The organism is Tsuneonella rigui, assembly GCF_003958625.1.
In the GTDB taxonomy this organism is placed as follows: Bacteria; Pseudomonadota; Alphaproteobacteria; order Sphingomonadales; family Sphingomonadaceae; genus Tsuneonella; species Tsuneonella rigui.
In genome coordinates, this window is sequence record NZ_RSEL01000029.1 from 94,748 (window position 1) to 121,415 (window position 26,668).

At 63.2% G+C, this 26,668-nt stretch carries 29 protein-coding genes; 28 read left to right on the top strand and 1 reads right to left on the bottom strand.

The window, feature by feature from the left end:
* Nucleotides 1-55: 55 nt before the first annotated feature.
* The 16 genes from ELY12_RS13655 to ELY12_RS13730 all read left to right on the top strand — a co-directional run bounded on the left by ELY12_RS13655 (nucleotide 56) and on the right by ELY12_RS13730 (nucleotide 14,192).
* Nucleotides 56-754, top strand: a complete 699-nt coding sequence (locus tag ELY12_RS13655; protein ID WP_126177266.1) for a response regulator transcription factor — start codon at nucleotides 56-58, stop codon at nucleotides 752-754.
* Between the two features lie 134 nt (nucleotides 755-888).
* The gene (locus ELY12_RS13660) at nucleotides 889-2,127 is read left to right on the top strand and encodes a sensor histidine kinase (protein ID WP_164549521.1); all 1,239 of its coding nucleotides are present in this window, start codon (nucleotides 889-891) and stop codon (nucleotides 2,125-2,127) included.
* A 75-nt stretch (nucleotides 2,128-2,202) separates the two neighbouring features.
* Nucleotides 2,203-2,523: a hypothetical protein gene (locus ELY12_RS13665; protein WP_126177268.1), complete on the top strand. Its 321-nt coding sequence runs from the start codon at nucleotides 2,203-2,205 to the stop codon at nucleotides 2,521-2,523.
* Nucleotides 2,524-2,585: 62 nt separating this feature from the next.
* Entirely contained in the window at nucleotides 2,586-4,958 is a 2,373-nt protein-coding gene (locus tag ELY12_RS13670) for a heavy metal translocating P-type ATPase (RefSeq protein WP_126177269.1), read from the top strand.
* On the top strand, nucleotides 4,955-5,347 hold the full coding sequence (gene cueR, locus ELY12_RS13675; RefSeq protein ID WP_126177270.1) for a Cu(I)-responsive transcriptional regulator: 393 nt from the start codon (nucleotides 4,955-4,957) through the stop codon (nucleotides 5,345-5,347). Before ELY12_RS13670 ends, cueR begins: the two co-directional genes overlap by 4 nt.
* A 97-nt stretch (nucleotides 5,348-5,444) precedes the next feature.
* The gene (locus tag ELY12_RS13680; protein ID WP_126177271.1) at nucleotides 5,445-5,774 is read left to right on the top strand and encodes a hypothetical protein; all 330 of its coding nucleotides are present in this window, start codon (nucleotides 5,445-5,447) and stop codon (nucleotides 5,772-5,774) included.
* Nucleotides 5,775-5,809: 35 nt separating this feature from the next.
* A complete protein-coding gene (locus tag ELY12_RS13685) occupies nucleotides 5,810-6,049 on the top strand; it encodes a hypothetical protein (RefSeq protein WP_126177272.1) in 240 nt (79 codons plus the stop codon).
* 78 nt (nucleotides 6,050-6,127) lie between these two features.
* Complete coding sequence (locus tag ELY12_RS13690) at nucleotides 6,128-8,125, top strand: copper resistance system multicopper oxidase (protein ID WP_126177273.1); 1,998 nt, start codon at nucleotides 6,128-6,130, stop codon at nucleotides 8,123-8,125.
* Between the two features lie 493 nt (nucleotides 8,126-8,618).
* Nucleotides 8,619-9,413, top strand: a complete 795-nt coding sequence (locus ELY12_RS14535; RefSeq protein WP_241229883.1) for a copper resistance protein B — start codon at nucleotides 8,619-8,621, stop codon at nucleotides 9,411-9,413.
* Nucleotides 9,414-9,426: 13 nt separating this feature from the next.
* Entirely contained in the window at nucleotides 9,427-9,921 is a 495-nt protein-coding gene (locus ELY12_RS13700; protein ID WP_241229884.1) for a YybH family protein, read from the top strand.
* A 190-nt stretch (nucleotides 9,922-10,111) separates the two neighbouring features.
* The gene (locus tag ELY12_RS13705) at nucleotides 10,112-10,612 is read left to right on the top strand and encodes a DUF2231 domain-containing protein (protein ID WP_126177275.1); all 501 of its coding nucleotides are present in this window, start codon (nucleotides 10,112-10,114) and stop codon (nucleotides 10,610-10,612) included.
* Nucleotides 10,613-10,624: 12 nt separating this feature from the next.
* Entirely contained in the window at nucleotides 10,625-11,104 is a 480-nt protein-coding gene (locus ELY12_RS13710) for a DUF305 domain-containing protein (protein WP_126177276.1), read from the top strand.
* A 41-nt stretch (nucleotides 11,105-11,145) separates the two neighbouring features.
* Nucleotides 11,146-11,937, top strand: coding sequence for a DUF305 domain-containing protein (locus ELY12_RS13715; RefSeq protein ID WP_277600255.1), 792 nt, complete (start codon nucleotides 11,146-11,148; stop codon nucleotides 11,935-11,937).
* 73 nt (nucleotides 11,938-12,010) lie between these two features.
* Nucleotides 12,011-12,715, top strand: coding sequence for a PepSY domain-containing protein (locus ELY12_RS13720; RefSeq protein ID WP_126177278.1), 705 nt, complete (start codon nucleotides 12,011-12,013; stop codon nucleotides 12,713-12,715).
* Nucleotides 12,712-13,437, top strand: coding sequence for a PepSY domain-containing protein (locus ELY12_RS13725; protein WP_126177279.1), 726 nt, complete (start codon nucleotides 12,712-12,714; stop codon nucleotides 13,435-13,437). Before ELY12_RS13720 ends, ELY12_RS13725 begins: the two co-directional genes overlap by 4 nt.
* Nucleotides 13,438-13,691: 254 nt before the next feature.
* Nucleotides 13,692-14,192, top strand: coding sequence for a tetratricopeptide repeat protein (locus ELY12_RS13730; RefSeq protein ID WP_126177280.1), 501 nt, complete (start codon nucleotides 13,692-13,694; stop codon nucleotides 14,190-14,192).
* Nucleotides 14,193-14,509: 317 nt separating this feature from the next.
* Here the strand turns inward: ELY12_RS13730 and ELY12_RS13735 are convergent, their stop codons facing one another.
* Nucleotides 14,510-14,920 (bottom strand): MerR family transcriptional regulator, encoded by a 411-nt coding sequence (locus tag ELY12_RS13735; RefSeq protein WP_126177281.1) that lies wholly within the window; start codon nucleotides 14,918-14,920, stop codon nucleotides 14,510-14,512.
* A 70-nt stretch (nucleotides 14,921-14,990) separates the two neighbouring features.
* Between ELY12_RS13735 and ELY12_RS13740 the strand changes: the two genes are divergently transcribed.
* The 12 genes from ELY12_RS13740 to ELY12_RS13795 all read left to right on the top strand — a co-directional run bounded on the left by ELY12_RS13740 (nucleotide 14,991) and on the right by ELY12_RS13795 (nucleotide 26,624).
* Nucleotides 14,991-15,626: a cation efflux transmembrane domain-containing protein gene (locus ELY12_RS13740; RefSeq protein WP_126177282.1), complete on the top strand. Its 636-nt coding sequence runs from the start codon at nucleotides 14,991-14,993 to the stop codon at nucleotides 15,624-15,626.
* Entirely contained in the window at nucleotides 15,619-15,966 is a 348-nt protein-coding gene (locus tag ELY12_RS13745; protein WP_126177283.1) for a DUF3703 domain-containing protein, read from the top strand. Before ELY12_RS13740 ends, ELY12_RS13745 begins: the two co-directional genes overlap by 8 nt.
* 61 nt (nucleotides 15,967-16,027) lie before the next feature.
* Nucleotides 16,028-16,363, top strand: coding sequence for a hypothetical protein (locus ELY12_RS13750; RefSeq protein WP_126177284.1), 336 nt, complete (start codon nucleotides 16,028-16,030; stop codon nucleotides 16,361-16,363).
* Between the two features lie 55 nt (nucleotides 16,364-16,418).
* The gene (locus ELY12_RS13755; RefSeq protein WP_126177285.1) at nucleotides 16,419-17,741 is read left to right on the top strand and encodes a TolC family protein; all 1,323 of its coding nucleotides are present in this window, start codon (nucleotides 16,419-16,421) and stop codon (nucleotides 17,739-17,741) included.
* Entirely contained in the window at nucleotides 17,738-18,931 is a 1,194-nt protein-coding gene (locus ELY12_RS13760) for an efflux RND transporter periplasmic adaptor subunit (RefSeq protein WP_126177286.1), read from the top strand. The genes ELY12_RS13755 and ELY12_RS13760 overlap by 4 nt, the downstream gene beginning before the upstream one ends.
* Nucleotides 18,932-19,339, top strand: coding sequence for a hypothetical protein (locus tag ELY12_RS13765; protein WP_126177287.1), 408 nt, complete (start codon nucleotides 18,932-18,934; stop codon nucleotides 19,337-19,339). It begins immediately after the preceding gene.
* Entirely contained in the window at nucleotides 19,332-22,619 is a 3,288-nt protein-coding gene (locus tag ELY12_RS13770) for an efflux RND transporter permease subunit (protein ID WP_126177288.1), read from the top strand. Before ELY12_RS13765 ends, ELY12_RS13770 begins: the two co-directional genes overlap by 8 nt.
* A gap of 118 nt (nucleotides 22,620-22,737) precedes the next feature.
* On the top strand, nucleotides 22,738-22,962 hold the full coding sequence (gene copM, locus ELY12_RS13775) for a CopM family metallochaperone (protein ID WP_229658504.1): 225 nt from the start codon (nucleotides 22,738-22,740) through the stop codon (nucleotides 22,960-22,962).
* Nucleotides 22,962-23,876, top strand: coding sequence for a cation diffusion facilitator family transporter (locus ELY12_RS13780; protein ID WP_126177290.1), 915 nt, complete (start codon nucleotides 22,962-22,964; stop codon nucleotides 23,874-23,876). The genes copM and ELY12_RS13780 overlap by 1 nt, the downstream gene beginning before the upstream one ends.
* 318 nt (nucleotides 23,877-24,194) lie before the next feature.
* Nucleotides 24,195-24,530, top strand: coding sequence for a DUF3489 domain-containing protein (locus ELY12_RS13785; protein ID WP_241229885.1), 336 nt, complete (start codon nucleotides 24,195-24,197; stop codon nucleotides 24,528-24,530).
* Nucleotides 24,527-24,949 (top strand): DUF2924 domain-containing protein, encoded by a 423-nt coding sequence (locus ELY12_RS13790; protein WP_164549523.1) that lies wholly within the window; start codon nucleotides 24,527-24,529, stop codon nucleotides 24,947-24,949. Before ELY12_RS13785 ends, ELY12_RS13790 begins: the two co-directional genes overlap by 4 nt.
* Nucleotides 24,942-26,624, top strand: coding sequence for a recombinase family protein (locus ELY12_RS13795; RefSeq protein WP_126177293.1), 1,683 nt, complete (start codon nucleotides 24,942-24,944; stop codon nucleotides 26,622-26,624). The genes ELY12_RS13790 and ELY12_RS13795 overlap by 8 nt, the downstream gene beginning before the upstream one ends.
* The last annotated feature ends 44 nt before the right edge of the window (nucleotides 26,625-26,668 follow it).

The following is a 26,668-nucleotide window of genomic DNA, read 5'->3' on the forward strand; positions in this document are numbered from 1 at the left end:
GAGCATCTGTCGGACGGTCGTTTTTTTCGACAGGTTGCTGTCAGCTTTTGGCGATATGGCTGTTGCGGTGACGGACAACTCGCGCATCCTGCTGGTCGAGGACGACCCTGCCCTCTCGCGTGAAATCCTGCGCGCGCTGGCGGGCGACGGGCGCGAGGCCGATCATGTCGCGCGCCTCGCCGACGCGTTCGAAGCGATCGTCCTTCATCCCTATCGATTGGTGCTGCTCGACAGACGCCTGCCCGATGGCGAGGGGCTGCATCTCATCCCCGCAGCACGGTCACGCGTGTCACCTCCGGTCATCATCGTCCTCACCGCGCGTGACGAAGTGGCGGACCGGATCGAGGGCCTCGATGCGGGGGCGGACGACTATCTCGTCAAGCCGTTCGCGCTGGCGGAACTGACCGCGCGGGTGCGCGCGGCCTTTCGGCGACCGGCGGCGACCGTTTCCTCCGAGCCGGTAGAGATCGGCCGCCTGAGCTTCGACCTGGCTACGCAGGAGACCAGCGTGGCCGGGCGAACGCTCACCCTTCGCCGACGCGAACTTGCGCTGCTCGCCCTGCTTTTAAGCCGCGCTGGCCGGGTGGTGCAGCGCGACCATCTTGACCGCGAGCTCTATGGATTTGATGCGCCGGTCACCCCGAACGCGCTTGAGATCCAGGTCTCCCGTTTGCGGCGGATATTGAGGGACGCCGGCGCGGGGGTCGAGATCACGGCTGTCCGGGGCGTCGGCTACATGCTACAGCCATGCTGAGCGCCCGGCGCTCGCTGGCGCTCCGCGCAAGCGTGGTCTTCGCCTCGGTCTACGCGGCGATCTTCCTCGCTGCGATCTCGATCAGCGCTGCGTTCACCTGGGCTGATCGCAGCGACGGCAACCAGCTGGGCCCGGTGCTGGCGCGCGACTATGCGATTGCCGACCTTCGCGATCAGGAGGAGGGACCGCCAACTCTGGTTGCGGGCCAGTTCTTCGACATGGCGGCACGCAACCCGGATCTCTGGCTCGTCGTCCTCAAGCGCGGCCGGATCTTCACCTGGGGCAAGGTAACCCCCGAGATTTCTCGCACCGTCATCGGCCTCCGGACGGTGACCGATTCTGCGCTTTTCCGCGTGCCCGCCGCCGCGATGCCGCTTGCCGGCTCGGCCATTCGGCAAATCGAATTTCCAGATGGCCCGGCATTGGTTGCTGCAGGAGGAGTCGATCCGGCAACCCTGTCGACCTGGGAGTCGGTCCAGCTGCTGCGGGACCCGACGGTGGCGGCGATGCTCGTCGCGGTTGCTGTGCTCAGCCTGATCGGCATGGGCGTCGCCGCGCGGGCGTTCAGGCGCGCTCTGGAACCCATCATCGTCGAAGCGACCTCGATCGGCGCGGACGATCCCACCCGCCGCTTGGCCGAGGCCAAGGCACCGCGCGAGCTTGGCCCACTCGTTGACGCTTTCAATGCGGCACTCGACCGGCTCGAGCGCGAACTTGGCCGGCGGAGGCGATTCATAACCGATGTCGCGCACGAGCTGCGCACCCCGCTCGCGGTGGTGACCCTGCAAGCGGACGCGCTGCCGGCGGTCGAGGGAAAGGCGGATCTGCAACGCGGGCTCGTGCGGGTGACGCGCTTGCTCGGCCAGATGCTCGATCTTGAGCGGCTTACCCTCGCCGTCAACCTGCAGGAGGGTGTCGACCTTATCCCCATCGTCCGCGATGCCGCGGCAGACCTCGCGCCGATGGCGGTCGACCGCGGATACCGGCTGTCGCTCGATACACCCGATGATCCGGTGCGGGTCACCGCCGATCCCCACGCGATACACCGCGCCGCGATGAACCTCATCAGCAACGCCATCGCCCATGGCGGCGGCAGCGGAGCGATCGGTATCCGTGTCGGGACAGACGCTACGATCACGGTGCTCGACGAAGGGCCCGGCGTTGACCCAGACCTGGCGCCGCGCCTGTTCGAGCCCTTCGTCAGAGGTCACTCGGAAGAAGAAGGTTCGGGCCTCGGCCTTCACCTCGTCCGTGAGATTATGCGTTCGCATGACGGGGACGTGGAGCACCGGCCCAGCACTGCCGGATCGATGTTCAGGCTGGTTTTCTCGAGAACGGCAGGAAGCCCGAAAGCACGCAATCGAAAAGGGTGATCATGGCGCTCTCGGTGGAGGCAATATTGGGGACGTGCGGAGGGAACGGGTCGTCCGGCCGCAGCGGCCCGATCGGTGGCCCCGCCCGATCCGCAATTCGACAACATCTGTAAGCACCAGAACGTCCGCAATGGGGTCGCATGCGGAATGGCAGCTTTCATGACTCTACCACCCGAAAGCGGGCTGGCAGCAAACGACCCCAAAGCAGACATCGAGCAAATCTTCGACGTGCGTCTGCTTTGCGCCTTCAAGTCGGTCGTTCGCGCCGCTTCGTTGAACTTCCGAAAGCAGACGCGCATACAGCGCATGTCGCAGCAGGAGGGATTGATCGAACTGCGGTCCCCCGCACTTGCTCCGAACAAGGCCCCCTTGCCCCTAGATGCCGACTGCGCTTGACCCTGACATGATGTCAAACATCATAAGGTTGCGCATACCGATTCGTTTCGAAGGAGCCGGACATGCACGAGAACCATGATCACCACGACTGCACGCATGGTTCGGGCGCGGCCCCGCAGGGCGGACACGAGCACGGAATGACGACTGACCCCGTCTGCGGCATGAAGGTGGACAGCCGAACTAGCCCTCATCGGTTCGAGCACGACGGAAAACCCTACTGGTTCTGCAGCGCAAGTTGTCTGGCAAAGTTCAGCGCCGATCCGGAACCGTACCTTTCCGGATCGGATTCGGGAGCGACGAAGGCCGATCTGTCGGACGTGCCCGCCGGCACGATCTGGACTTGCCCCATGCATCCGCAAATCCGCCAGGACGATCCCGGCACCTGCCCCATCTGCGGCATGGCGTTGGAGCCCCTTGAGCCGACGCTGGAGGAAGGCCCGAACCCCGAACTCATAGACATGACGCGGCGCTTTTGGGTGAGCGCCGCATTCAGCGTCCCGCTTGTCCTTCTGGTTGTTATTATGGAGCTACTCGGCTGGGATGTGATGCCGATGCGCACGTCCCAATGGGTGCAGTTTGTGCTCGCGGCGCCGGTCGTCCTGTGGGGCGGCTGGCCGTTCTTCGAGCGATTCTTGCAGTCGCTGCGAACCCACAACCTCAATATGTTCACGCTGATCGGGCTCGGGGTTGGGGTCGCCTTTGGCTACAGCGTGATCGCGACCCTCGTGCCCCAGATATTTCCCGCAGCGCTCCGAACGATGGGCGGCATGGTGCCGGTCTATTTCGAGGCTGCAGCCGTTATCACCACGCTCGTGCTGCTCGGTCAGGTTCTCGAGCTTCGCGCTCGCTCCGCCACCGGAAAGGCTATCCGCGCATTGCTCGGTCTGGCTCCCAAGACCGCGCGCAAGGTCAACACCGACCATACCGAGGAGGACGTCGCGCTGGACCTCGTCGAAGTCGGCGACCTCCTGCGCATCCGGCCTGGCGAGAAGGTGCCGGTCGACGGCATCGTCATCGAGGGCCGGAGCGCAATAGATGAATCCATGATCAGCGGCGAGCCCGTCCCAGTTGAAAAAAACGAAGGCGACCGGGTCACCGGCGCCACGGTGAACGGTACTGGCGGGTTGGTCATGCGCGCGGATCGCGTCGGTCGCGACACCATGCTTTCGCAGATCGTCCGGATGGTCGCCGATGCACAGCGTTCGCGCGCACCGATCCAGGCCCTTGCGGACAAGGTTTCAGGCTGGTTCGTCCCCGGTGTCGTGCTGATCGCCATCGCCACCTTCATCGTGTGGAATTTCGTGGGGCCCGAACCGCGGGCCGCGCACGCACTGGTCAATGCGGTAGCGGTACTCATCATCGCATGTCCCTGTGCGCTCGGTCTCGCGACGCCGATGTCGATCATGGTGGGAACCGGTCGCGGGGCGACATCAGGAGTGCTGGTCAAAAACGCCGAAGCTCTCGAGCTGACGGAAAAAATTGACACTCTGGTTGTCGACAAGACTGGTACCCTGACTGTCGGCAAGCCGAAGCTGGTGAAAGTCCAGCCGACAGCTGGTTTCGACGAGAACGAGGTTCTCCGCCTGTCCGCGGCGCTGGAGCGCGGGAGCGAGCATCCGCTGGCGGCGGCAATCGAGGAAGGTGCGAACGACCGGGGAATCATGCTGCCGGAAAGTTCCGATTTCGCCTCGGTAACCGGCAAGGGCGTAACCGGGCAGGTGGATGGACGTCAGGTCGCGTTGGGCAACGCTGCCCTCCTCGAAACGATCGGCGCGAACACCGGCCCGCTTGAAAGCCAGGCCGACCGGCATCGTTCAGAGGGCGAAGGCGTCATGTTCGTCGCCGTCGATGGCAAGCTCGCCGGTATCGTGGTGGTTGCGGACCCGATCAAGGATAGCGCTGCTGAGGCCGTCGCGGAACTTCGCGAGAGCGGCATCCACGTCGTGATGATGACCGGCGACAACCGCCGGACAGCCGAAGCAGTGGCTCGCCGCGTCGGCATCGAGGACGTGATGGCGGATGTCCTCCCCCAGCAGAAGCAGGCAAAGGTAGAAGAGCTTCGTCGCGCGGGGCGGCGCGTGGCGATGGCCGGGGACGGCATCAACGACGCGCCGGCTCTAGCGGCTGCCGACGTCGGTATTGCCATGGGCACGGGCACGGACGTAGCGATGGAAAGCGCCGCGATCACCCTGGTCAGGGGCGATCTGCGGGGGATCGTCCGCGCGCGGAAACTCAGCCGCGCGACCATGGCGAACATCCGGCAGAACCTGTTCTTCTCGTTCGTGTTCAACGCCGCCGGGGTGCCGATTGCGGCCGGGGTTCTGTACCCGTGGTTCGGTCTCCTGCTGAGCCCGATAATCGCAGGTGCGGCGATGGCGTTCAGTTCGGTAGCGGTCATCGGCAACTCGCTGCGCTTGCGGAGCACCCGCCTGTGAAGATCGGCGAAGCCTCGAGCGCGTCTGGCGTGAGCCAGCGAATGATCCGGCATTACGAGAAGGTGGGCCTGATCCCCGCTGCTGCGCGCCGGGATTCCGGATACCGGGACTACGATCGCACAGACGTTCACACGCTCTTATTCATCGGACGGGCCCGCGACCTCGGCTTCGGGATCGAGGAGATACGGCAGTTGCTGGGGTTGTGGCAGGACCGGAGCCGCGCCAGTGCCGAAGTCAAGGCACTTGCTCTCGCCCGTGCGGCCGAATTGAAGACCAAATCCAGGCAGCTGGATTCGATGCGCCGATCGCTCGAGCATCTGGCTGCCGAATGTCACGGCGATCAGATGCCCGATTGCCCCATCCTCGACGACCTCGAGGCCGCCGGCTGATGTCGACGGTCGAGACAAGCGTGCGGAATCGTCGCGAGCGTGCGACTTGCACGAGAAAATTGACCCGTGTTCCGCCCGAGCCTAGGACATCGTCCTGATGCTTCGCCAACTCCATCTCATCCTGGCCGCGCTTTCTATGCTGGTCGCACCGCTGGCGATGCAGTCGGGCATGGCCATGGCAGCGATGCCGATGGATCATGGCGAGATGACGCAAAGCGGCCACTGCGGTGACGAGGACACCGGCGGCGAAGACGAGCCCGACGCGATGACCCAGTGCTGTGTGGCGATGTGTTCCGCCGTGGACCCGCTCGGGGCGACTGCGATCGAACCGGTCCCCTATCATGCACCCATCCTCGCCAGCTTCCGCTCGACCGAGCATCGTGCGTTCCTGGCAAAGCTTCCCACTCCCCCTCCAAGGCTCGCGTGAAATCGCCCTTTTTCGATTTCACGGAGTTTAGGAACATGAACAAGTTGATGACTGCGGTCGCACTGGCGATCGCTCTTCCGGGTGTTGCGCACGCCCAGGCTGCTCCTGCGGAGAAGCCGAAGATGGAATGCTGCGAGAAGATGAAGGACAAGTGCGCATGCTGCGACAAGATGGCGGCCAAGCCCGCCAGCGGCCCAGACGCGCCTTCGTCGGACCCGCACGCAGGCCATGACATGACGCCCGCGGCTCCGGCCGACGGGCACGCGCACCACTAGGCACGATTCACTGTCGGCGGGGGCCTTGTTCCCGCCGGCAGGCGATCTTCTTCACGCCAGTGAGCCAAGGAATTCTCGATGAATGAACTCGTCCTCGGACGGCGTGCGCTGCTGCGCGCCGCCGCTATATCCGGCGCAGGCTTCGGCTTGGCGCAGGCTCTGCCCGCCTGGGCCCAGCCGCTCTCGAAAGGCCTCGTGCGCCCGCTGCCGACAGTCAGTGGCAACGACATTGCTCTCACGATCGGCCAGGTCAGCGTCGAGGTCGATGGCCAGGTCAGCCGCGCGATCGGCATCAACGGCACCGTCCCGGGCCCGCTGATCCGCCTCAAGGAAGGCCAGCGGGTACGCCTGCGCGTCCAGAACACGCTAGATGAGGACAGCTCGATCCACTGGCACGGCCTTCTCGTGCCGTTCGAGATGGATGGCGTTCCCGGCGTCAGCTTCCCCGGCATCATGCCGCGCTCGACCTTCGACTACGAGTTCGATCTCAGCCATGCCGGAACCTACTGGTATCACAGCCACAGCGCCTACCAGGAGGAGGATGGCGTCTACGGCCCGATCGTGATCGATCCGGCCGGGCCCGATCCGGTTGCCTACGACCGCGAGCATGTGCTGGTGCTGTCCGACCACAGCCCGCTTGCCGGTGCGACCATCTACCGTAAGCTCAAGCAGATGGGTGGGCCCTATTTCAACCGCCAGCGGATGACGCTGTCGGGTTTGCTCGCGGGGCGCGACCTGACGGCGCAGGACCGCTGGGAGTGGGCGCAGATGCGGATGGACGCGGCCGACATCGCCGACGTCACCGGATCGACCTACGCCTTCACCATCAACGGGTTCGGCCCCTTCGACAACTGGACCGGCCTGTTCACACCTGGCGAACGCGTCCGGCTCCGCGTCATCAACGCCTCGGCGCAGACGACCTTCAACATCCGCATCCCCGGCCTCCCGATGACGGTCGTGCAAGCCGACGGTCTCAATGTGCGGCCAGTGACCGTGGACGAGTTCCAGATCGGCACCGCAGAGACCTACGACGTCGTCGTCACTCCCGAAGATCGGGCCTACAGCTTCGTCAGCGAGGCGAGCGACCGGTCAGGCCTGGGCCGGGCCACGCTTGCCCCGCGCGAGGGTATGAGTGCGCCGGTTCCGCCGCTGCGCCCGCGCCCACTGCTGACCATGAAGGACATGGGCATGGGCGACATGAACCATTCCGGCATGGGGCATGGCGGTATGGATCATGGCGCGATGGGCATTGGATCAACTGCCCCTGCGAAGACGCGCCGCGTCGATCCGACTGCCCAACAGAACGCCTCCGGCGAGTTGTGGAAGCTGACCGGCTGGAAAGAGACAGGCGCCGTAGTTGCAACGGCAGCGGCGGCTGGCATGGCGGGGATGGATCACGCGGCGATGGGGCATGGCTCCGTTGCGGCATCTCCGGCGGCAGCACCCATGGACCACGCCGCGATGGGACACACGGCCCCGGCGGCCGCCGGCCAGGCAGCGGCGCCAATGGACCACGGCTCGATGGGCATGCGCGACTTCGCAAACGCGCCGGAGGTCGACAAGAACCCGGGCGTGCAGACGATCTCGCCGATGCCGGTCGACCGCATGGGCGATCCAGGAACGGGTCTGGAAGACGTCGGCCACCGCGTGCTGAATTACCGCGATCTCATGGCGCTCGAGCGCAATCCCGACGTGCGCGCGCCATCTCGTCAGCTCGACATCCACCTGACCGGCAACATGGAACGCTACATGTGGTCGTTCGACGGGGTGAAGATGAGCGAACCGGCCGAGCCGATCCCATTCCGTCACAACGAGCGCGTGCGCGTGCGGCTCGTCAACGACACGATGATGCAGCACCCGATCCATCTGCACGGCCACTTCTTTGAGCTGGTGACCGGGCATGGCGCCTGGTCGCCGCGCAAGCACACGGTGAACGTGCAGCCGGGCGGGACGGCGACCTTCGACGTCACCCTCGATGCGCAGGGCGACTGGGCGTTCCACTGTCACAACCTCTACCATATGACCGCCGGGATGATGCGTGTCGTCACCGTGCGTCCCGACAAGGGAGACGCGTAAGATGATCTGGCTTCACAGACTTCCCCTGCTTGCCGTGGCGGCTTTCGCCAGCGTGCCAGCAGTCGCGCAAGAACAGGCTTCGCCGGACCAGACATCGGTCCCTACCGCAGCCACGAGTTGCACTCCCGAGCATGCTGCCATCGGGCATTGCACGCTGCCGGCAAATCGATCGGCGGTTGCTCAGCCGCAGTCCGCGCCCAAAGCGCCGCCAACCTGCCTGCCCGAGCACGCCGCGATGGGACATTGCACACTATCGGAAAACCAACCGGCTGCCGCTCAGCCACTTCCGGTACCTCAAGCGCCGAGCACTTGCCTGCCCAAAAATGCTGCAATGGGCCATTGCACGCGTCCCGCTGCCTCTCCCACAGCGACACCACAGACCGCGTCCCCGGCCCAAACCACTTGCTCGCCGGAGCATGCGTCAATGGGGCATTGCACACTCCCCGCAGCGCAACCTGCGGCTCAGGTGACGTGCGCGCCGGAACACGCGGCGATGGGACATTGCAGCCCGGCCGAAACGATCGCGGCAGAGGGGACGAACCTCCCTGCCGGCTCGGGCACGGCTCCGCCCGTGCCCACGGACTACGCCGCGGACGCGATCTATGGCCCGTCCGCTATGGCCATGGGGCGTCACCATCTGTCGCTGCATCACGGCGGCCAGAACTTTTCGATGGTTATGCTCAACATCGCCGAGGTGAAGATCAAGAGCGGACGCGACTCCTACGAATGGGGCGGCGAGGCCTGGTATGGCGGGGACATCAATCGGCTGGTCGTCAAAACCGAAGGTGAAGGCGAGTTCGGCGCCGGGGTGGAATCCGCCGAGGTCCAGGCGCTCTATAGCCGCGCCATTGGCCCCTACTTCGATCTTCAGGCCGGTGTCCGGTACGATTTCGAGCCAGACCCATCGCGCGTCTACGCCACGGTCGGATTCGAGGGGCTGGCGCCGGGTTTCTTCGATGTCGAGGGCGCGCTGTTCCTGTCGGATCGGGGCGAGATGTTGGGCCGGCTCGAAGGCTACTACGACCAGCGCATCACCCAGAAGCTGATCCTGCAGCCGCGTGCCGAGCTGAATTTCGCGGCTCAGAGCAGCGAGGACATCGGTGTCGGCGCGGGTTTGACCGATGCAGAGATCGGCGTCCGGCTGCGCTACGACATCGTCCGCGAATTCGCCCCCTACATCGGCGTCCAATACGAGCGCGCTTTCGGCAGGACCCGCGATTTCCTTCGCGACGAAGGCGAAGCGACCGGCGGCTGGAGCTTCCTGGCCGGCGTCCGCTTCTGGTTCTGAGGGGAGAAGAAGAATGTTGATGACCACCATGATCGCCGCTGCACTGGCGGCTCAAGCGGCACCGGATACGCATGCCTCGGCCGCCGCCCCGGTAGCTGCGCAGCCCGCTTCGGCGAGCGAGGATGAGAGCGCCGTTCGCGCCGTGCTGGCGCGCTACAAGTCCTCGATCGAGCGGTTGGACGCGAGCGGCACCGAAGCACTCTTCACCGAGGATTCCGCGGTGTTCGAAACCGGCGGTGTCGAAGGCACCTACAAGGAGTATCTCGCGCACCATCTGGGGCCCGAGCTCGCGGCTTTCCGCTCGTTCGCATTCTCCGACTACGCGGTCGCGGCGCGCATCGAAGGCGATCTCGCGCTCGCGACCGAGACCTATAACTACCGGATCGAGACGAAGAGCGGGGAAATCGCGATGCGCAGGGGCGTCGCCACGAGCGTGCTCACGAGAACGGCGGATGGCTGGAAGATCCTGGTCATGCACAATTCGGCGCGCAAGCCGAAGGGGACCTGAGATGAGCATGTTCATCCGACGATCGCATCGCTTGCTGGCGCGGTCGGTGCTGGCGATGTTTGCAGCCATCGCTGTCCTGTCGATGCCAGCGGCACCTGTATCGGCGCACAAGGATCACAAAGCGAAGCAGGAGGCAGCGCAACTCGAGGCACAACGCGCGGCGGCTGGCGGATCGCGGGACGCGGTTCCCATGGCCCACGATCCTGCGATGCCGGGTCATGCCGCGGTCATGGCTGCGATGGACGCAGCAGACGATCCGCCGCAGAACTTCGCGGCCAGACTGCTCGACTGGCTCGGCCGCTTCCATCCCATGCTGGTGCATTTTCCGATCGCCTTCATCCCGGCGGCGCTCTTCACCGCCATCGTCGGGCGCAAGCGGCCCGGTTTCGCGAAGCCCGTCCAGTTCCTGGTGGTGACCGCAGGAGTGACCGCTCCGTTCGCCATGCTGTCGGGCTGGCTGAGCGGCGGGTTCGAACTCGGCCTCGACGACTGGATGATGCAGAGCCACCGCTGGCTCGGGACCGGCATCGGGATCGGGGCGTTCGCCTTGGGTGTGTTCGCGCTCAGGCGCCCCGAGCAAGACCGCGGCTCCGGCATGATCGTCGGTCTGTCGATCCTGACAGCGGCGATCCTCGTGCAGGGGTGGTTCGGCGGTGCGCTCGTGCACGGCGTCGATCACCTGAACTGGTAAGGAGAACGACCGATGGAAGACCACGCGAAGCCCGCGCATCACGAGGTGGGCTCAAAGCCCTACATGATGCTGGCCGTCAATCTCGGCCTGAGCCTGCTGGTGATGTATGTCGCCATGTTCGCCATGATCTGGAGCTGGGGCGAGTTCATCCAAAACGTGAACTTCTTTTACATGGCGCTGGTCATGTGGGCGCCAATGGGCGCGATCATGCTTGCGACAATGGGAGGTATGTATCGCAACCGGAAGCTCAACGCCGCGCTCTATGTAGCCTTTGCGGCGATCTTCGTCCTGTCGCTTGTCGGCATCCGGCAACAGAGCCTCGTCGGCGATGACCAGTTCCTGCGCTCGATGATTCCACACCACTCAGGTGCTATCCTGATGTGCGAGGAAGCCAAGCTCACCGACCCCGAGATACGCCAGCTCTGCGGCGAAATCATCCAGGCCCAGAAAGATGAGATTTCCCAGATGAAGCGCATCATGGACCGCCTCTGACCCAACACGATCTGCAACCATGGAGATATTCAGTGATCCGAATGACCGGAATTGGCGCGCTAGCGCTCCTTGCTTCGCTCGGCGCCTGCGGAAGCCCTGAACAGCCTGCCGACGACACCGCGCCCGCCAACGAAATGACCATGGACGGCCCCTATGCCAAATCCGAGATGGCGATGGACAAGGCGATGAAGGCCGCGGTCGGCGTCGATGCCGCCGACACCTGGGTCAAGAAGATGATCGCGCATCACGACGGCGCAATCGCCATGTCGCGGATTGTGCTCGGCCTCCAACCCACCGCCGATGTCGCGAAGATGGCGCAGATGACGATCGACAACCAGGGCGCCGAGATCGAAGCGCTCAAGGCGCTCGCCCGCAACGGCACCGCCGATCCTGAAAGCGCCAGGCTCTATGAAGCGGCGATGACCGAGATGCACAGCGAAATGATGGCGGCATCGGGGGCTACCCCTTCGGAGACCTACCTCGCCAAGATGCTTGCCCACCACCGCGGTGCCATCGCCATGTCGGACATCGCGCTCGCGAACGGCGCGACCGGGGCCGTGCGCAAGCAGATCGAGGAGACGCGGGCCGAGCAGCTCAAGGAAATCGCCATGGTCGAAGCCATGCTGCGCGGCGAGCCGATGACTATGCAGGCCCAGGCTAGTAGCGATACCGTCGCGCCGGCACCGGCCCCGAAACCTGCTGCTCCGAAGCCTGCCGCTGCGAAGCGGGCCCCCGCCAAGCCGGCCACGGCCAAGCCCACCCCGGAGCCTGCAGCAGAGCCCGAAGCGTCGGCTACTTGCGCTCCTGAACATCGGGCGGCGGGACACTGCTGATCGATGCGTAACGGCCCCGGCGGGCACCTCGCCGGGGCCATTCTCATCCAAGATCTGGAGTTTTCGCCCGCAGATGCGAACCCACGTAATCGCCCGCAAGACGCACAAATGGCTCGGGCTGTTCATCGGCCTGCAGGTGGTGGTCTGGTCGCTGAGCGGCGTCTACATGACCGTCGTTCACATCGACACGATCCACGGCGACCATCTCGTTCGTGAGGCGTCCAGTCACGGCATCGACGCGGGCGACTTGCAGGATCCGCTCGCGCTTGCTGCCCGGGAAGAGGCGACCGGCATCAGGCTGGCCTGGGTCGATGAGCGTCCGATCTACGTGACCGAAGGACCGTCGGGAGAGCGCGCCTTCGCGGCAACCTCGGCTGCACTGCTAGAACCTCCAAACGAGCAGGCAATCAGAGCCCTGGCTTCGTCCTACTACACGGGCTCCGAGCCCATCGCATCTGCCGAACTCATCACCAAGGTGCCCGGGGAAATCCGCGGACGAGCGCCGCCGTTGTGGCGCGTCGAATTCGATCACTGGAACCGGCCGACCTTCTATCTCTCACCGGCGACCGGCGAACTCTTGTCGCGGCGCCACGAACTCTGGCGCGTGTTCGATTTCGTGTGGATGCTCCACATCATGGATTACGACGAGCGCGAGAACGTCAACAATCTGCTGCTGCGCGCCTTTACCTGGGGTGCGGTGTTGATGGCGCTCTCGGGCGTCTGGCTGCTCATCTACGCATTTCCCAAGCGCAAGAAAAAGACAGGGCGGGCTCGATGACGATCAAGTCGATCTGGCTACGGAAAATCCACAAGTGGGTCGGGCTGGCGATAGCCCTGCAGTTCGTGCTGTGGGCGATTAGCGGCGCAGCCATGGCACTGCTCGACATGGAGGCGGTCGCCGGGGGCCCGCGGCCTCAAGCGATCCAATCGGCGCTCGCTGGCGAGGCGACCGGTTGGCCAGAGATCGTAGGGCAGCTGGATGACGGGAAGATCGAAGGACTGCGGCTGAGGACGCTCCTTGATCGGCCCGTCGTCGAAGTGCGAAACACCCGATCGACCCGGATGTTCGATGCCCGCACGGGCGAAGCGATCAGGATCACCGCAACTGCCGCCCGCGCGGTCTCGCAGGCCGTCCATCCGGCCGACGCGCGCCCGGTCTCTGCTTCATTGCTCACCGAAACCTCATTGCCGGTAAGGGAGCACCAGCCGCCGATCTGGCAGGTCGAATTCGCCGACGAAAAATCCAGCACCTATTACGTGTCGGCCACAACGGGCGCGCTGCTGGAGCGCCGGAACGAGACGTGGCGCTGGTGGGATTTCTTCTGGATGCTCCACAACATGGACTATGCCGACAGGACCAGCTTCAATCATCCGCTGATAATCACCGCTGGCGTCGCGATGGCCTGGCTTGCAGTGACAGGCCTCTGGCTACTGTTCCGGACAATGTGGCGGCATGATTTCGCGTGGATTCGAAAACTATACATTTCCCGTCGCCATTAAGTCGCCCTCAAATGGCCGTTTTGCTTGATTCGCGTGATCAAAGCGGAACTTCGGCTTCCGGCCCAGCAATCGTCGCTTGGGGGTGGACCCCTCCGATGTCCGCTTCCCACCCCATTCCAGACTTTGAACTTCAACCGCGCCGCACCTCAAAGCCGACTGGCAGCTTCAGCCCCTGATCTGAAAAAACAAGTCGGTCGGCTACCGACCCCATTCCTGCCGTTGGCATATCCAGCAGAGCGTGGCAGTCGAAGCCGATGGTGGACACCTATGCTTTGTTCCAAATAGGGGATGCCGCTGAGGGAGCGGGCGACTTTGCTCGTGCGCATTCGGCCTTCGAGCGAGGGGCCGCTCTGGGCGACGTGGCCTGCCTTTCACGGCTTGCCTATCTCTTTGACACCGGCAAAGGCGTGGACGTCGATAAAGCTGTCGCGATGCGGCTTTACCAGCGCGCATGGCGCAAGGAGCATGACAGCGTCGCCGGATCGAACATCGCGGTCCTATATCGCGAGCGCAAACAATGGGGGCAGATGTTCCGGTGGTGGCAGCGTGTAGCGGCAACCGGTGACGGAAGCGCACAGCTTGAAATGGCCAAGTGCTATTTGCGAGGCAGGGGAGTCACGCGCAACACACAATCCGCGCTTCGTTGTCTCGCATCTGCCGAAGGCTCTGCTTACATCAGCGAATACGAGCGACATTTAGCGCGACGGCTTCGACGCAAACTACGCCCCAAGGCTGTCTCGACGGAGCAAACTTGATCGAGGCTGATGTCCGCTTTCCACCCCAGATCGGTCGTTCCCCCTTCGTCACATCGGCCCTAAGGCCTGCCCCTTGATCCGCGAGACCGCGACCGGCAGCAAGTGGGCCGATTTCTGCCTGTCTGCTTATAAAGGGAGAATGGGACAAGCTGACTCTATCACGCTCGGTCGGGAACGTTTCCCTCTGCCTCGGCTGGTCGCGCAAGGAATGACGAACATCTGGCCACGGCTCGACGAAGGCCAGCACATTGTCGTCCAGGACGCACGCAGACCCAAATTCAGGCTAAGTTACTGGCGAACCTGGCCTGCAATTAGGTTCACAACGGACTCTGCGAGGCAGGTGCCAGAGCTTCGATGATTCGGCAGTCGGTCACAGAACCACCCGAACAGGATGAAATCACCGCAGCCAACTCCCGACGCAGTGCGGTCAAGTCAGCGAGTTTACGGTCCACCTCCTCCAAGTGCCTTGCAGCGATGCCATCCACGCTTGAACAGTCAGGCCCCCTAGCGTCAGCCAGCTCCAATAACTGCCTGACTTGATCCAAGTTGAAACCAAGCTTCCGCGCTCTGCATATGAACGATAGCCGTGCAAGCTCGGCGCTGCCGTAGGACCGGTAGTTGCCTCCGGTTCGGCTTGGCGACCCCATCAGCCCGTTCTTCTCATAGAACCGTATCGTCACAGGCTTCACGCCCGTGGCCTTGCTCATCTGACCGATCGTGAGGCCCATCGCTTGACCCTATAGCTGGTATAAGGTGCATATGAGCTGCCGACTCGGATTTTGTCGAGAAGGATCAGGTATGAGCGCTAGTTGCTGCAGCCATAACTCCATGGATCAATCAATGAATGATCCAAGATGGCGCAGAGCGCTATGGATCGCGCTCATACTCAATGCGGGTATGTTCGGACTGGAGATCGTCGCAGGTCTGACCGCAGACTCACGCGCCCTCATGGCCGACGCGATCGACTTTTTGGGCGACAGTGGAAATTACGCACTGAGCCTCGCGGTGGCTTCCATGGCGTTGGCGTGGCGAGCGCGCGCCGCTGTGGTGAAGGCCGCAACGATGCTGGTGTTCGGACTTAGCGTTGTTGGAGTCACTGCATGGAGCGCGCTTTTCGGCACATCTCCGCAAGCCGAGACAATGGGACTGGTCGGTTTGCTGGCGCTCGGCGTCAATGTGTTTGTGGCGGCAATCTTGTATCGCTTTCGCGCGGGCGACTCAAACATGCGGTCGGTATGGATCTGCTCGCGAAACGATGCGATCGGTAACCTGGCCGTGATGCTCGCGGCGCTCGGCGTGTTCGGCACCGGCCAGGCTTGGCCAGATTTGCTAGTTGCCTCGATCATGGCGGTCCTCGCAGTCTGGGGAAGCATCAGCATCTTTCGCCAGGCGCGGGATGAGCTTCGTGCCTCGCCGCAGGTGAGCCATGCCTAAACACAACCGTTCGCGTCTCGTGGATCGTGAGTTGTCGCAGTTTGCCTCGGCTCGTTACGAGGGCGATGTCGCTGGGGCGTGGCGCGCGTTGGAACGCGCCCACATCCTGGGACAGACGGTTATACTGCTGCACTTCGTCGTGCACATGCGTATGCTATCATTTGCCTTGCAAACTCGAGATTTTCGCGAAACTGGGGGACAGCTTTTCAGATTGGCCTTGATACCGATCGGGCACGCTCTCAGGCGGCTGCCTTCAGGAAATACCGGAAGATCTGACGTGTCGGCTTTCGCAATTATGCCGGTCCCCAAAGATGTCGCGGTCGAACTTGCGCAAGACTGAGGCCAACCATCTCAATGGTTAGGGCCTTTCCGTTTGAAGTCGTTGCTGCTAGCGCCGCCGCGTGATCCATCGCGCGCTTCTCTTGCTGGCGACAATCGCATTCGCGGTTGGCGCGGTCGTATGCCAACCGGCCACGGCAGCGAGCGATGCCGGTTGTATCCCGGAGATCAGCGAAGCCACCGGGCACTATGACGGCGATAGCGATCAGTCTTCGCATAGCGGGGGCAAGGAAGCAGCGCATCATCATGCGCCATGCTCCGGCCACTACGCAGCATCGTCGCGGCTTGAGTCGGTCGGGTTTGCTCGCTCCTTGTTGCTCGGCTTTGGGTCGCCATTATCTGATGATTGGCGTCCGCTCGCGCACGGCTTCGAGCAGTTGAGGCCACCGATCGCCTGACGAACTCCGCGCGCCGCACCCAGCGGCGCTGAGAGTGTTCGTCAGGAGCTAATCAATGAAATCGATGTTCGCTGCGGCATGTGCCGTGGCTGCGGTCGGGGCACATTGCTCCGCGGCCGCGCAAGTCCCGAACGTGGCGACCCCACGGATGGGCACCGAAGCTGCCGGTCCCCCGGCACCCGAAACGGCATATGAACCACTTGCGTCCGTGCGCACCGGTCCGCTGCCCCCATCCTTGTCCCTGGCAGATGCCCTGTCCGAAGGACTAGCACGTTCGCAGGCCATCATTGCCGCCGAGGCTGACGTGCGAGCAGCCCGTGGGCGTCTGCGTCAGGCTGGTTATCGAGCCAATCCCGAATTGAGCCTGGAAGTCGAGAATGTTCTCGGCACCGGCGAACTGGCGGGACTTCGGGCGATGGAGACGACGCTCTCCGTCAATCAGAGGCTCGATCTCGCCGGGCGACGGGGTGCGCGAGTGCGGTTCGCACAAGCCGAGCTGATCGTTCAGCAACTGCGCCTGGCGATAGTTCAGGCCGATCTGCAGTTTACCGTCCGAGAACAATTTGCTCGCGCGGTCGCGGCCCGAGAAAAGCTCGCGCAGGCCAGCGATACAGTGGCCCGAGCTCGTGAGCTATCTCGTGTAGCCGGTGTCTTGGTAGAAGTGGGTCGCGATCCTCCGCTTCGGGCGATCCGCGCTCGATCGGCGTTGGCCCAAGCCGTTGCCGATGAAGAAGCAGCTCGTGCCGAAGACTTGGCTGCACGTTCGTTGCTTGCAGCAGCTTTGGGATCCAGTCGCGCCATAGCGTTCGTCGAGGGCGACATGAGCCTCCCGCCACCAAGCGTCGTGGGCAGTCCACTCGAATTGCGATTGGCCGATGCTGAAAGAGCATCCGCGGAGGCTTCGCTGGCAATTGAGCTGACCGCTAACCGCCTTGATCCTGCAGTTGGGCTGGGAGTGCGGCACATTCGCGAGACCGGGGACATTGGCCTGGTCGGCGGTGTATCAATTCCGTTGCCCGTATTTGACCGCAATCGTGGCGGTATCTCCGCTGCGCGTGCCGCGCTCGAAGGTGCCGAAGCTCGGCGGGCAGGAGCGGAAATCGCGGCGGATGCTCGTGCCCGGAACGCGCGCGGCGCGGTGGACGCGAACTTGCGCAGGGTCGAAGCATTAGAGCAGTCGGCCATCCCCGAGGCTGCTGAAGCCTTACGCTTGGCCGAACTCTCGTATCGCGAAGGACGAGCGACCCTCCTCGAACTTCTCGACACCCAAGAATCCTACACAGCCGCGCGTGCCGCACTGACGGATGCACGCCTCGCGCTGGCGCTCGCGCAAGCAGAACTCGCCCGAGCCGTTGCTACCGGAGACACCGAATCATGAACACAATCGTCGAACGCGTCCGCATACTGCGCGACGAGCCAAAGGCCCGCCTATGGGCGGGGGTCGCGGCCGTGGCCTTGGTCGCCGGGATTGGGGGACTCCTCATCGGACGATCGTCCGCTCCTCAGCCGGAAGTGCCGACCGCACCTGCAGAAGAAGATCACGCCGAAGGCCCAGAAGGCTTTATCGCCATCGCTCGCGAGCAGCTTGCACCGAACGGAATCGTGGTGGAACGGGTCACGGCTGGCTCCCTCACGGATGAGATTATTGCGCAGGCCACCGTCGGTGCGCCGCCTGAAGGGGCCGGGGTGCTGACGGCACGGGCGGACGGCGCAGTGGTGCGCATGTTCAAGCAGCTCGGCGATCCCGTCGGGACAGGTGAGACCATAGCCCTCCTCGAAAGCAGGGAAGCGGCAAGCTTTGTCGCCGAGCGGAACACGGCCGCAGCACAGGCCCAGGCTGCAAGGGCTGCCGCCGCACGAGAACAACGCCTGTTCGACGCTAAGATCACCGCTCGGCAGGACTTGGAAGCGGCGATTGCCGCGCGCCGCATAGCCGAAGCGGAACTTCAGCGCGCAGACGCCGCTGTCAGCGCGGCAGGGGTTGCGGGGGGCGGGCGATACCTTGCTGTCCGCAGTCCGATTGGCGGTCGCATCACCGAGGTCAACACTCGGCTCGGCGCGTTCGTCACCGCAGGGGCGGAACTGTTCAACGTCGCGGACCCGACCCGCATCCAGGTCGAAGCTGCCGTCCCCGTGGCTGACGCCCGGCGGCTTGCACCTGGCGACAGGGCCTTTGTTGAGTTGTCGAACGGTGAGCGGACCGAAGCCGTCGTTCGTTCTTCAACCCCAGCGCTCGATCCGGAAAGCCGCGCAGCCACCGTGGTGCTTCGTGTGATCGGCCCAGCAGGCGGCCTGACACAAGGTCAGGCCGTGCGCGTGCGCATCGTGCCCAGCGGCAGCGTGGCTGGCGGAATTGTCCTGCCTGAAGAGGCGATCCAGCAGATAGAAGGCAAGGACAGTGTGTTCGTGGCGGTCAAGGGCGGATTTCGCGCTGTGCCTGTCGCAACGGGACAGCGTAGCGGCGGCCGGGTCGAGATCGTTTCGGGACTGAAGGAAGGCCAAACGGTCGTCACCCGCGGCGCGTTCGCGCTGAAGTCACAGCTCGGGGCCAGCGAGGCTGAGCATTAGGTGCGTGCTCTGTTCGTCGCGACAGCCGTGATGACATTGGCTACGGGTTGCGCAGCGACCAAGGCGTTGCAGAACCCTGCGCGGGTCGAAGTCCTGCCCAACGACGACTTCGAGCTTTCCGGCGTGCGTGTCGGCATTCGGGGTAGCTCACTGGAAGTCATCGGGGCCGTCCGACGACGGCACCCGCTAGCTCGCGCGATCGGCGCCCACCTTGTCGTGGAGGCCTTTCGCGGGAATGAGCGTCTGGCTGGCAAACGGGCCTGGTGGTCTGTGATGTCCATGCACCGGCTACCCGGGGGCCGCTTCCAGTCGCTGCTGGCCGGTGACGCGCTTCGCGCCGACCGCGTGCGCATCGCAATTCATCCTTTTCACCGGCGTGAAGCCGAACAGGACAACCTAAATGATTGACCGTCTCTTGGACGCTTCCGTCCGATTTCGCTGGGTAGTGCTCGCCGTAACCGCCCTCGTTGCTCTCTACGGAGCGTTTCAACTCGCCCGACTTCCGATCGATGCGGTGCCAGACATCACCAACAAGCAGGTCCAAGTGAACATTTCGGCCGGGCAGTTCAGTCCGGTCGATATGGAACGCCTAGTGACATTTCCGGTCGAGAACTCCCTCGCCGGGATTCCTGGCCTTGATTACACTCGCTCCATATCTCGGAACGGCTTCGCGCAAGTCACCGCTGTGTTCGACGAGAGCGCAGACCTCTACTTTGCCCGACAACAGGTGGCCGAGCGGTTGGCACAAGCGGCGGAAAGCCTGCCTGACGGTGTGCAGCCTCAGATGGGCCCCGTTTCGACTGGCCTCGGCGAGGTGTTGATGTGGTCGGTCGATTACGAATCAAGTGCCTCGCGTCAGTCACCCAAGATTTCAGGGCGTCCTGGCTTCCAGCCTGACGGCAGCTACCTCACCGTGGATGGTGAACTGCTAACAGATGAAACAGCGCGACTGGCATATCTGCGCACGGTGCAGGACTGGGTCATTCGCCCACAACTGCGTGCAGTCGATGGCGTAGCTGGGATCGATAGCATCGGCGGTTTCGAGAAGCAGTTCGTCGTCCAGCCCGACCCAAGTAAATTGGCGGGCTACGGTGTGTCTTTTAGCGAACTGGCTGATGCGCTCGAACGGGCCAACTTGTCGGTGGGGGCGAATTTCATCCAGCGTGGCGGCGAGGCCTTTCTCGTGCGCGCGGATGCTCGCATCCGGCATATCGACGAGATCGGCAGGACGGTAATCGCCAACCGAGGTGGGTTGCCCATCACGGTCGCGGACGTCGCCGCAGTCCGACTCGGCGGGGAATTACGCACTGGTGCCGCCTCCTACAACGGCAAGGAAGTGGTGATTGGAACCGCCCTCATGTTGGCGGGCGAGAACAGCCGCATCGTCGCTCAAGCGGTGTCGGAAAGACTGGGCGAGATCACAAAATCTCTGCCGCCGGGCGTTCGCCTCACTCCACTTTACAATCGCTCGGCGCTCGTGGACGCCACGATTGCCACGGTCGAGAAGAACCTGGTCGAAGGCGCGCTTCTAGTCATTGTCGCGCTATTCTGGCTGCTCGGCAATATCCGCGCGGCGGTCATCGCCGCGCTGGTCATACCGCTCTCGTTTCTCATGATGGCGATCGGGATGAACCGCTACGGCGTCTCCGGTAACCTCATGAGCCTTGGCGCGCTCGACTTCGGTCTGATCGTCGATGGTTCAATCATCATCATCGAAAACTGCCTACGTCGGCTCGCCGAAAGGCAGCATCACGAAGGTAGACTACTCGACCTAAGCGAGAGGCTCCATGAGGTGTTCGAGGCCGCCAAGGAAATGGTCCGTCCGACGTTGTTCGGACAAGCCATCATCCTGCTCGTTTTCGCTCCGCTGCTGACCTTCAATGGGGTCGAGGGCAAGATGTTCACGCCGATGGCTATCACGGTCATCTTGGCGTTGGTCGCAGCGTTCATCCTCTCGCTGACTTTCGTGCCCGCAATGGTGGCCGTGTTGATCCGAAACCGCGTGTCCGAAGAGGACGTGTCGGCAATCCGCTGGATCAAGGATCGATATCGTCCCCGGCTCAACCATGTGCTGGCCGCGCCGAAGAAGTTCGCCTTGGCCGGTGTAGGAGCATTCGCGCTCGCGGGCGTGCTGTTCATGACGCTTGGACAGGAGTTCATCCCACAGCTCGACGAGGGCGACCTTGCGATGCAGGCCATCCGCATTCCCTCCACCTCGCTCGACCAGTCGCTCACCATGCAGCGGCGGGTCGAAGGAGCCATCGCGTCGTTGCCTGAAGTCTCGTTTATCTACTCGAAGACGGGCACCGCCGAGGTGGCCACCGATCCGATGCCGCAGAACGCATCAGACGCGTTTGTCATCCTCAAACCGAAGGAAAAGTGGCCTGACGGCGTGAACTCGAAGGAAGACGTCGTCGAACGCATCGAGGCAAAGATGAAGACGCTCACCGGCAATGGCTTTGAAGTAAGCCAGCCGATCGAGATGCGGTTCAACGAATTGATTGCCGGTGTTCGGGGAGACGTAGCGATCAAGCTTTTCGGCGATGATCTTGAACAGCTCGAACAGCTTGCCGGACAGGTAGCGCGAGCGATCGGGGACGTGGAAGGAACCGCAGATTTGCGCGTCGAGCAAACCGGTGGATTTCCCACGCTCGACGTGCAGTTCGATCGCGATGCAATTTCGCGCTACGGGCTGTCTGCCGAGGACGTTGCCGACACCGTCGCTGCTGCCTTGGGTGGGCGGGAAGCGGGTCTCGTGTTTGAAGGTGACCGCCGGTTCGATATCGTGGTCAGGCTGGACAACGCTACGCGCGACAGTCTTGACGCTATCGGCGCGTTACCCGTCATGCTCGAAGGCGGTTCCGGACCCCGTGCATCAGTTCCGCTGCGCGAAGTTGCCCGATTCACTTACAGCGAAGGCGTGAACCAGGTTAGCCGCGAAAACGGTCAGCGGCGCATCGTGGTTCAGGCCAACGTCCGTGGACGAGACCTCGGCTCCTATGTCGAGGCGGCACGCACTGCCGTGAACGAGAAGGTGAAAGTGCCACCTGGCGTCTTCATCACTTGGGGCGGGCAATACGAGAATCTTCAAGCGGCTTCGCAGCGCCTAATGATCGTTATTCCTCTCGTTTTCGCGTTGATCTTCGGAATTCTCTTCCTCGCACTGCGGAGCCTCAGTTCCGCGCTAACGGTATATTCCGCAGTTCCGCTCGGACTCGCCGGGGGCGTTTACGGGCTCTTCCTGGCAGGTTTGCCTTTCTCGATTTCCGCGGCAGTCGGCTTCATCGTGTTGTCCGGTGTTACCGTGCTCAACGGGTTGGTCGTGATGAGCGGCATTACCCAACGACTAGACCGGGGCGTTCCGATCGACGCAGCAATCTCAGAAGGGATGATGGAGCGGGTCCGCGCGGTGATCATCACCGGCGTTGTTCCAGCGATAGGCTTCGTGCCGATGGCGATCGCCACCGGACGTGGAGCAGAGGTCCAAAAGCCATTGGCGATCGTTGTGATTGCCGGGCTGGTCGTGGCCACGCTGCTGACACTGTTCGTCTTGCCCGCCATCGGCAAGCTCCTGCTCCATCGCAAGCGGGAGGATCACGTCCAAGGCAATTACGCCCACGAGGATCGGTTCGGGCGCGAACCGGAGGCCGCGGCCGCAAATCAAGGAGCACTTCCCAATGCGACCTAATTTCAAACGTCTCGGAGGCGCTCTCGCTTTGACGATGGTTGCGACCATCTCCGCATGTGGCCCCAAGACCACCACCCCGAGCTCAGATGGCCATTTAGCATCGCCCCACTCTTCCGACATGGCGATGAACACCACTGGCGACCCTGACACGGATTTCCTGAAGGCAATGATCCCTCATCACGAGGGCGCGATTGACATGGCGCGTCAGGAACTTGCGGCGGGTACCGACCCTCAAGTCCGGCAACTCGCCAAGGACATCATCGCGGCGCAAGAATCCGAAATACGACTGATGAAGGCTTGGATCACCGAGCGTGAAGGCCGCGCAAAGAAGGGAACCAACTGATGGGGCAGGAACACGCGGGTCACTCGCACGATCACACCGCTGGCGCGAATGCCAAAATGCTAGGCTGGGCTCTGGCGCTTACGTTCACCTACCTGGTCGCCGAAGTCGTCGGCGGCCTCGTCTTCAACAGCCTCGCGTTACTTTCGGACGCGGCGCACATGCTCACGGACGTTGCCGCTCTAGTGATCGCGCTAATGGCGATAAAGCTTGGTCAGAAGGCGCCAGACGAGAAGCGCACTTACGGGTATCGGCGTTTCGAGATTCTGGCGGCCGCGTTCAACTCGGTGCTACTCTTCGTCATTGCAATCTACGTGTTCGTGGAGGCCATCAAGCGCTTTGCGAACCCCGAACCGATACAGTCTTGGGGTATGTTGGCCGTCGCAAGTGTCGGCCTGGTCGTAAACCTAATCTCCATGCGCTTGCTCTCAGCGGGCAAGGACAAGAGCTTCAACGTCAAGGGCGCTTATCTCGAGGTATGGGCCGACATGATCGGCTCTGTCGGCGTGATCATCGGCGCGCTAATCATCCGCTACACCGGCTGGACATGGGTGGACGCGGTGGTGGCGGTGGGTATCGGCTTGTGGGTGCTTCCGCGCACTTGGGTGCTACTGCGCGATACCACCAATGTGCTATTGCAGGGCGTCCCGGCGGGGCTCGCCCTTAGCGAGCTTCGATCCTCGGTGGTCGCTGTGCCCGGCGTCGAAGGAGTGCATGATCTGCACGTCTGGTCGATCAGCAACGACGACGTGAGTTGCACGATGCATATTAGCCTGAGGGCACAGGAAAGCGCTAGCGAAGTTCGCCGTAACGTCGAACGATTGCTCCGAGAAAAGTTCGCAATCGTCCATGCGACGATCCAGACCGAGCAAGCAGGCGAACCTTGCGAGCTGACTGGGTCTGGCGCTCATGTCTAAAGCGCTTCGAAGAGCCGCCGTTGAGTATAAGTCTCAGCCGCACTTCTCGCCAAAGATGAGACGCGTGTTTGTCCGCCGTCTCGTTTAAACGTGATGCTTTTAGCGTGTCCGCTTTTCACGCTCCATTCTACGTTGCTCAATGACTGAAGTTGGGCGCATTGCGGACATCGAGAATGAACTCGACTTCGTCCGATAACCGAGCATTGCTGCTCCGACGAATTGTGGCCGACGGGACCGGCCGCTGCCCTGACCGGCGCGACCGGCAGGGCCTTGGGTGGTGGGGCGGCGATGGTGCTGCTCCGACTAGGAGAACCACCCGTGAAGAGCACAGCCACCACGAAGCGCCAGCGCCGCATGGCGCGACAACCGAGCAGCAATGCCAATGGAACGCTTGACGCGGGAGGCTCGGATAGCGCTTCGCCCGCCATTCGAGAGCCCTCGGAAACGAAGAAGCCCAACAAGACTGACTTCGCCCTCGCGCTACTGAAGCGCGAGGGAGGCGCGACACTCGACGAACTGGTTGAGGCAACCGGGTGGCTGCTCCACTCCGCCCGCGCGGCACTGACGGCCCTCAGGAAGAAAGGCCACGCGATAGAGCGGACAAAGCTCGACGGCCTCAGCCGCTACGCGATAGTCGGATCGGTGTCGCAGTGAGCCGACTCGAAGCCGAACTCGCGGCTCTGGCGGACCTCTCGCCAGCGCAGCTAAAAGAGAAGTGGATCGGTATGGAGGGGGCATCCCCTCCCTCGGTTCCCACGGCCCTGTTGCGCCGCCTGCTCGCACAGCGCCTGCAGGAGCGCCGCCACGCTGCGCTGCCAGCGCTTGTCGCGCGCGAGCTTGTGCGGGTTACCTCGCAAGGCGGAGCAGCCCCGCCTCCTCCCCCGAAGGTCCAGCTCACACCGGGCACCCGGCTCGTGCGCGAGTGGAACGGGCAGACCGTAACTGTAGAAGTGCTGGAGACAGGCTTTGCCTACGCCGACCGTACCTGGCGCTCCTTGAGCGAGATCGCTCGCCACGTCACCGGTGCCCACTGGTCGGGCCCGCGCTTCTTCGGACTGACCGGCAATGGCTGAGAAGGTCCTGCGCTGCGCGGTCTACACCCGCAAATCGACCGAGGACGGACTCGAGCAGGAATTCAACAGCCTTGATGCGCAGTACGAGGCGTGCGCTGCCTACGCTCTGAGTCAGCGCCACGAGGGCTGGGTGCTGGTGGACGATCGCTACGACGACGGCGGGTTTTCGGGCGGCCACATGGAGCGGCCTGGCCTCAAGCGCTTGCTTGCAGACATCGATGCGGGAAAGGTCGATATCATTCTTCTCTACAAGATCGACCGGCTGACCCGCAGCCTCACCGACTTCTCGAAGATCGTCGAGGTGCTCGACCGGGCTGAAGCGAGCTTCGTCAGCATCACCCAGAGCTTCAACACCACGACCAGCATGGGACGCCTCACGCTCAACATGCTGCTCTCGTTCGCCCAGTTCGAGCGCGAGGTCACCGGCGAGCGCATCCGCGACAAGATCGCGGCCTCGAAGAAGAAGGGCCTGTGGATGGGTGGACCGGTCCCGCTCGGATACGAGGTCAGGGATCGCAAGCTAGTCGTGAAGGAAGTTGAGGCCGGGCAGGTCCGGCATATCATGCGCCGGTACCTCGCGTTGAACTCGGTCCCAGCCTTGGCCGAGGAGCTGAACCGCGAGGGCTATCGGACCAAGGTCCAGCACCGGAGCAGCGGGCCGCACCGCGGGGACTGCATCTATCGCCGAGGGACGCTTTATCACCTGCTCACGAACCGTATCTACCGCGGGTTCATCGTGCATAAGGGCACAGCCCATCCCGGCGAACACGAGCCGATCGTCGACGAGCAGCTCTGGGATGAGGTCCAGGCACTGCTCGCTGTCAATGCGTCCGGCTCCGCGCGCCGGCTGCGGCACCGGCATCCCAGCCTTCTCGCTGGTAAGCTGATCGATGGCGAGGGACGGGCCATGACACCCAGCCATGCCATTAAATCCCGACGGCGTTACCGATACTACGTTACCCGCCCCGACCAGCTCGACGGCACTCGCGCTTGGCGTGTGTCGGCCCATGACCTCGAGCAGCTTGTGGGCTCGGGCATCGCATCGAAGCTGACCGACGGCCAGTTCATCATCGAACTCGCCGGGGCGTCCAGTCCAGTCGCCGAACAGCTCCAGGCAGCATCCAACGAAGCAGATCTCCTCGCAGCAACCTTGCGGAGCGGTCACGGTCACGCGAAAGCCGAATTACTGGCTGTGCTCGTCCGGGAGGTTAGGCTGCACGAGGACAAGGTCGAGATCGAGCTCAATTCGGACACGATCTGCGAGCGCCTTGGGTTGCAGACCAGACCGAACGATCCCCAGCCCGCTCTCATTACAATACAGGCTGTTCGGGTGCGCAGGGGTCATCAGCTACGCCTCATAGTCCCCGGCCCCGCTGATACAGCCACGAAGACGCGACGTCGTGATGATAAGCTCGTTGCGCTCATTGCCGAAGCGCATCAGGCAAGGGAACTAGTGCTAGCCAACAGTGAGAAGCCGATCGCGGCGATAGCGCGCGAACAGGGACGCTGCCGGACACGGCTCGGCAAGCTGATCGCGCTCTCCTGCCTCGCACCCGAAATCGTCATCGCGATCGTCGAGGGTAGTCAGCCCGGCCATCTTACTTCCGCGCGACTGATGAACACGCCTTTGCCGCTGGCTTGGGCTGATCAGCGCCACGAGCTTGGGTTCTCCTGACCTTTTCCATCTGCAGTCAGAATTTTTCGGCCTGAGACGGCAGG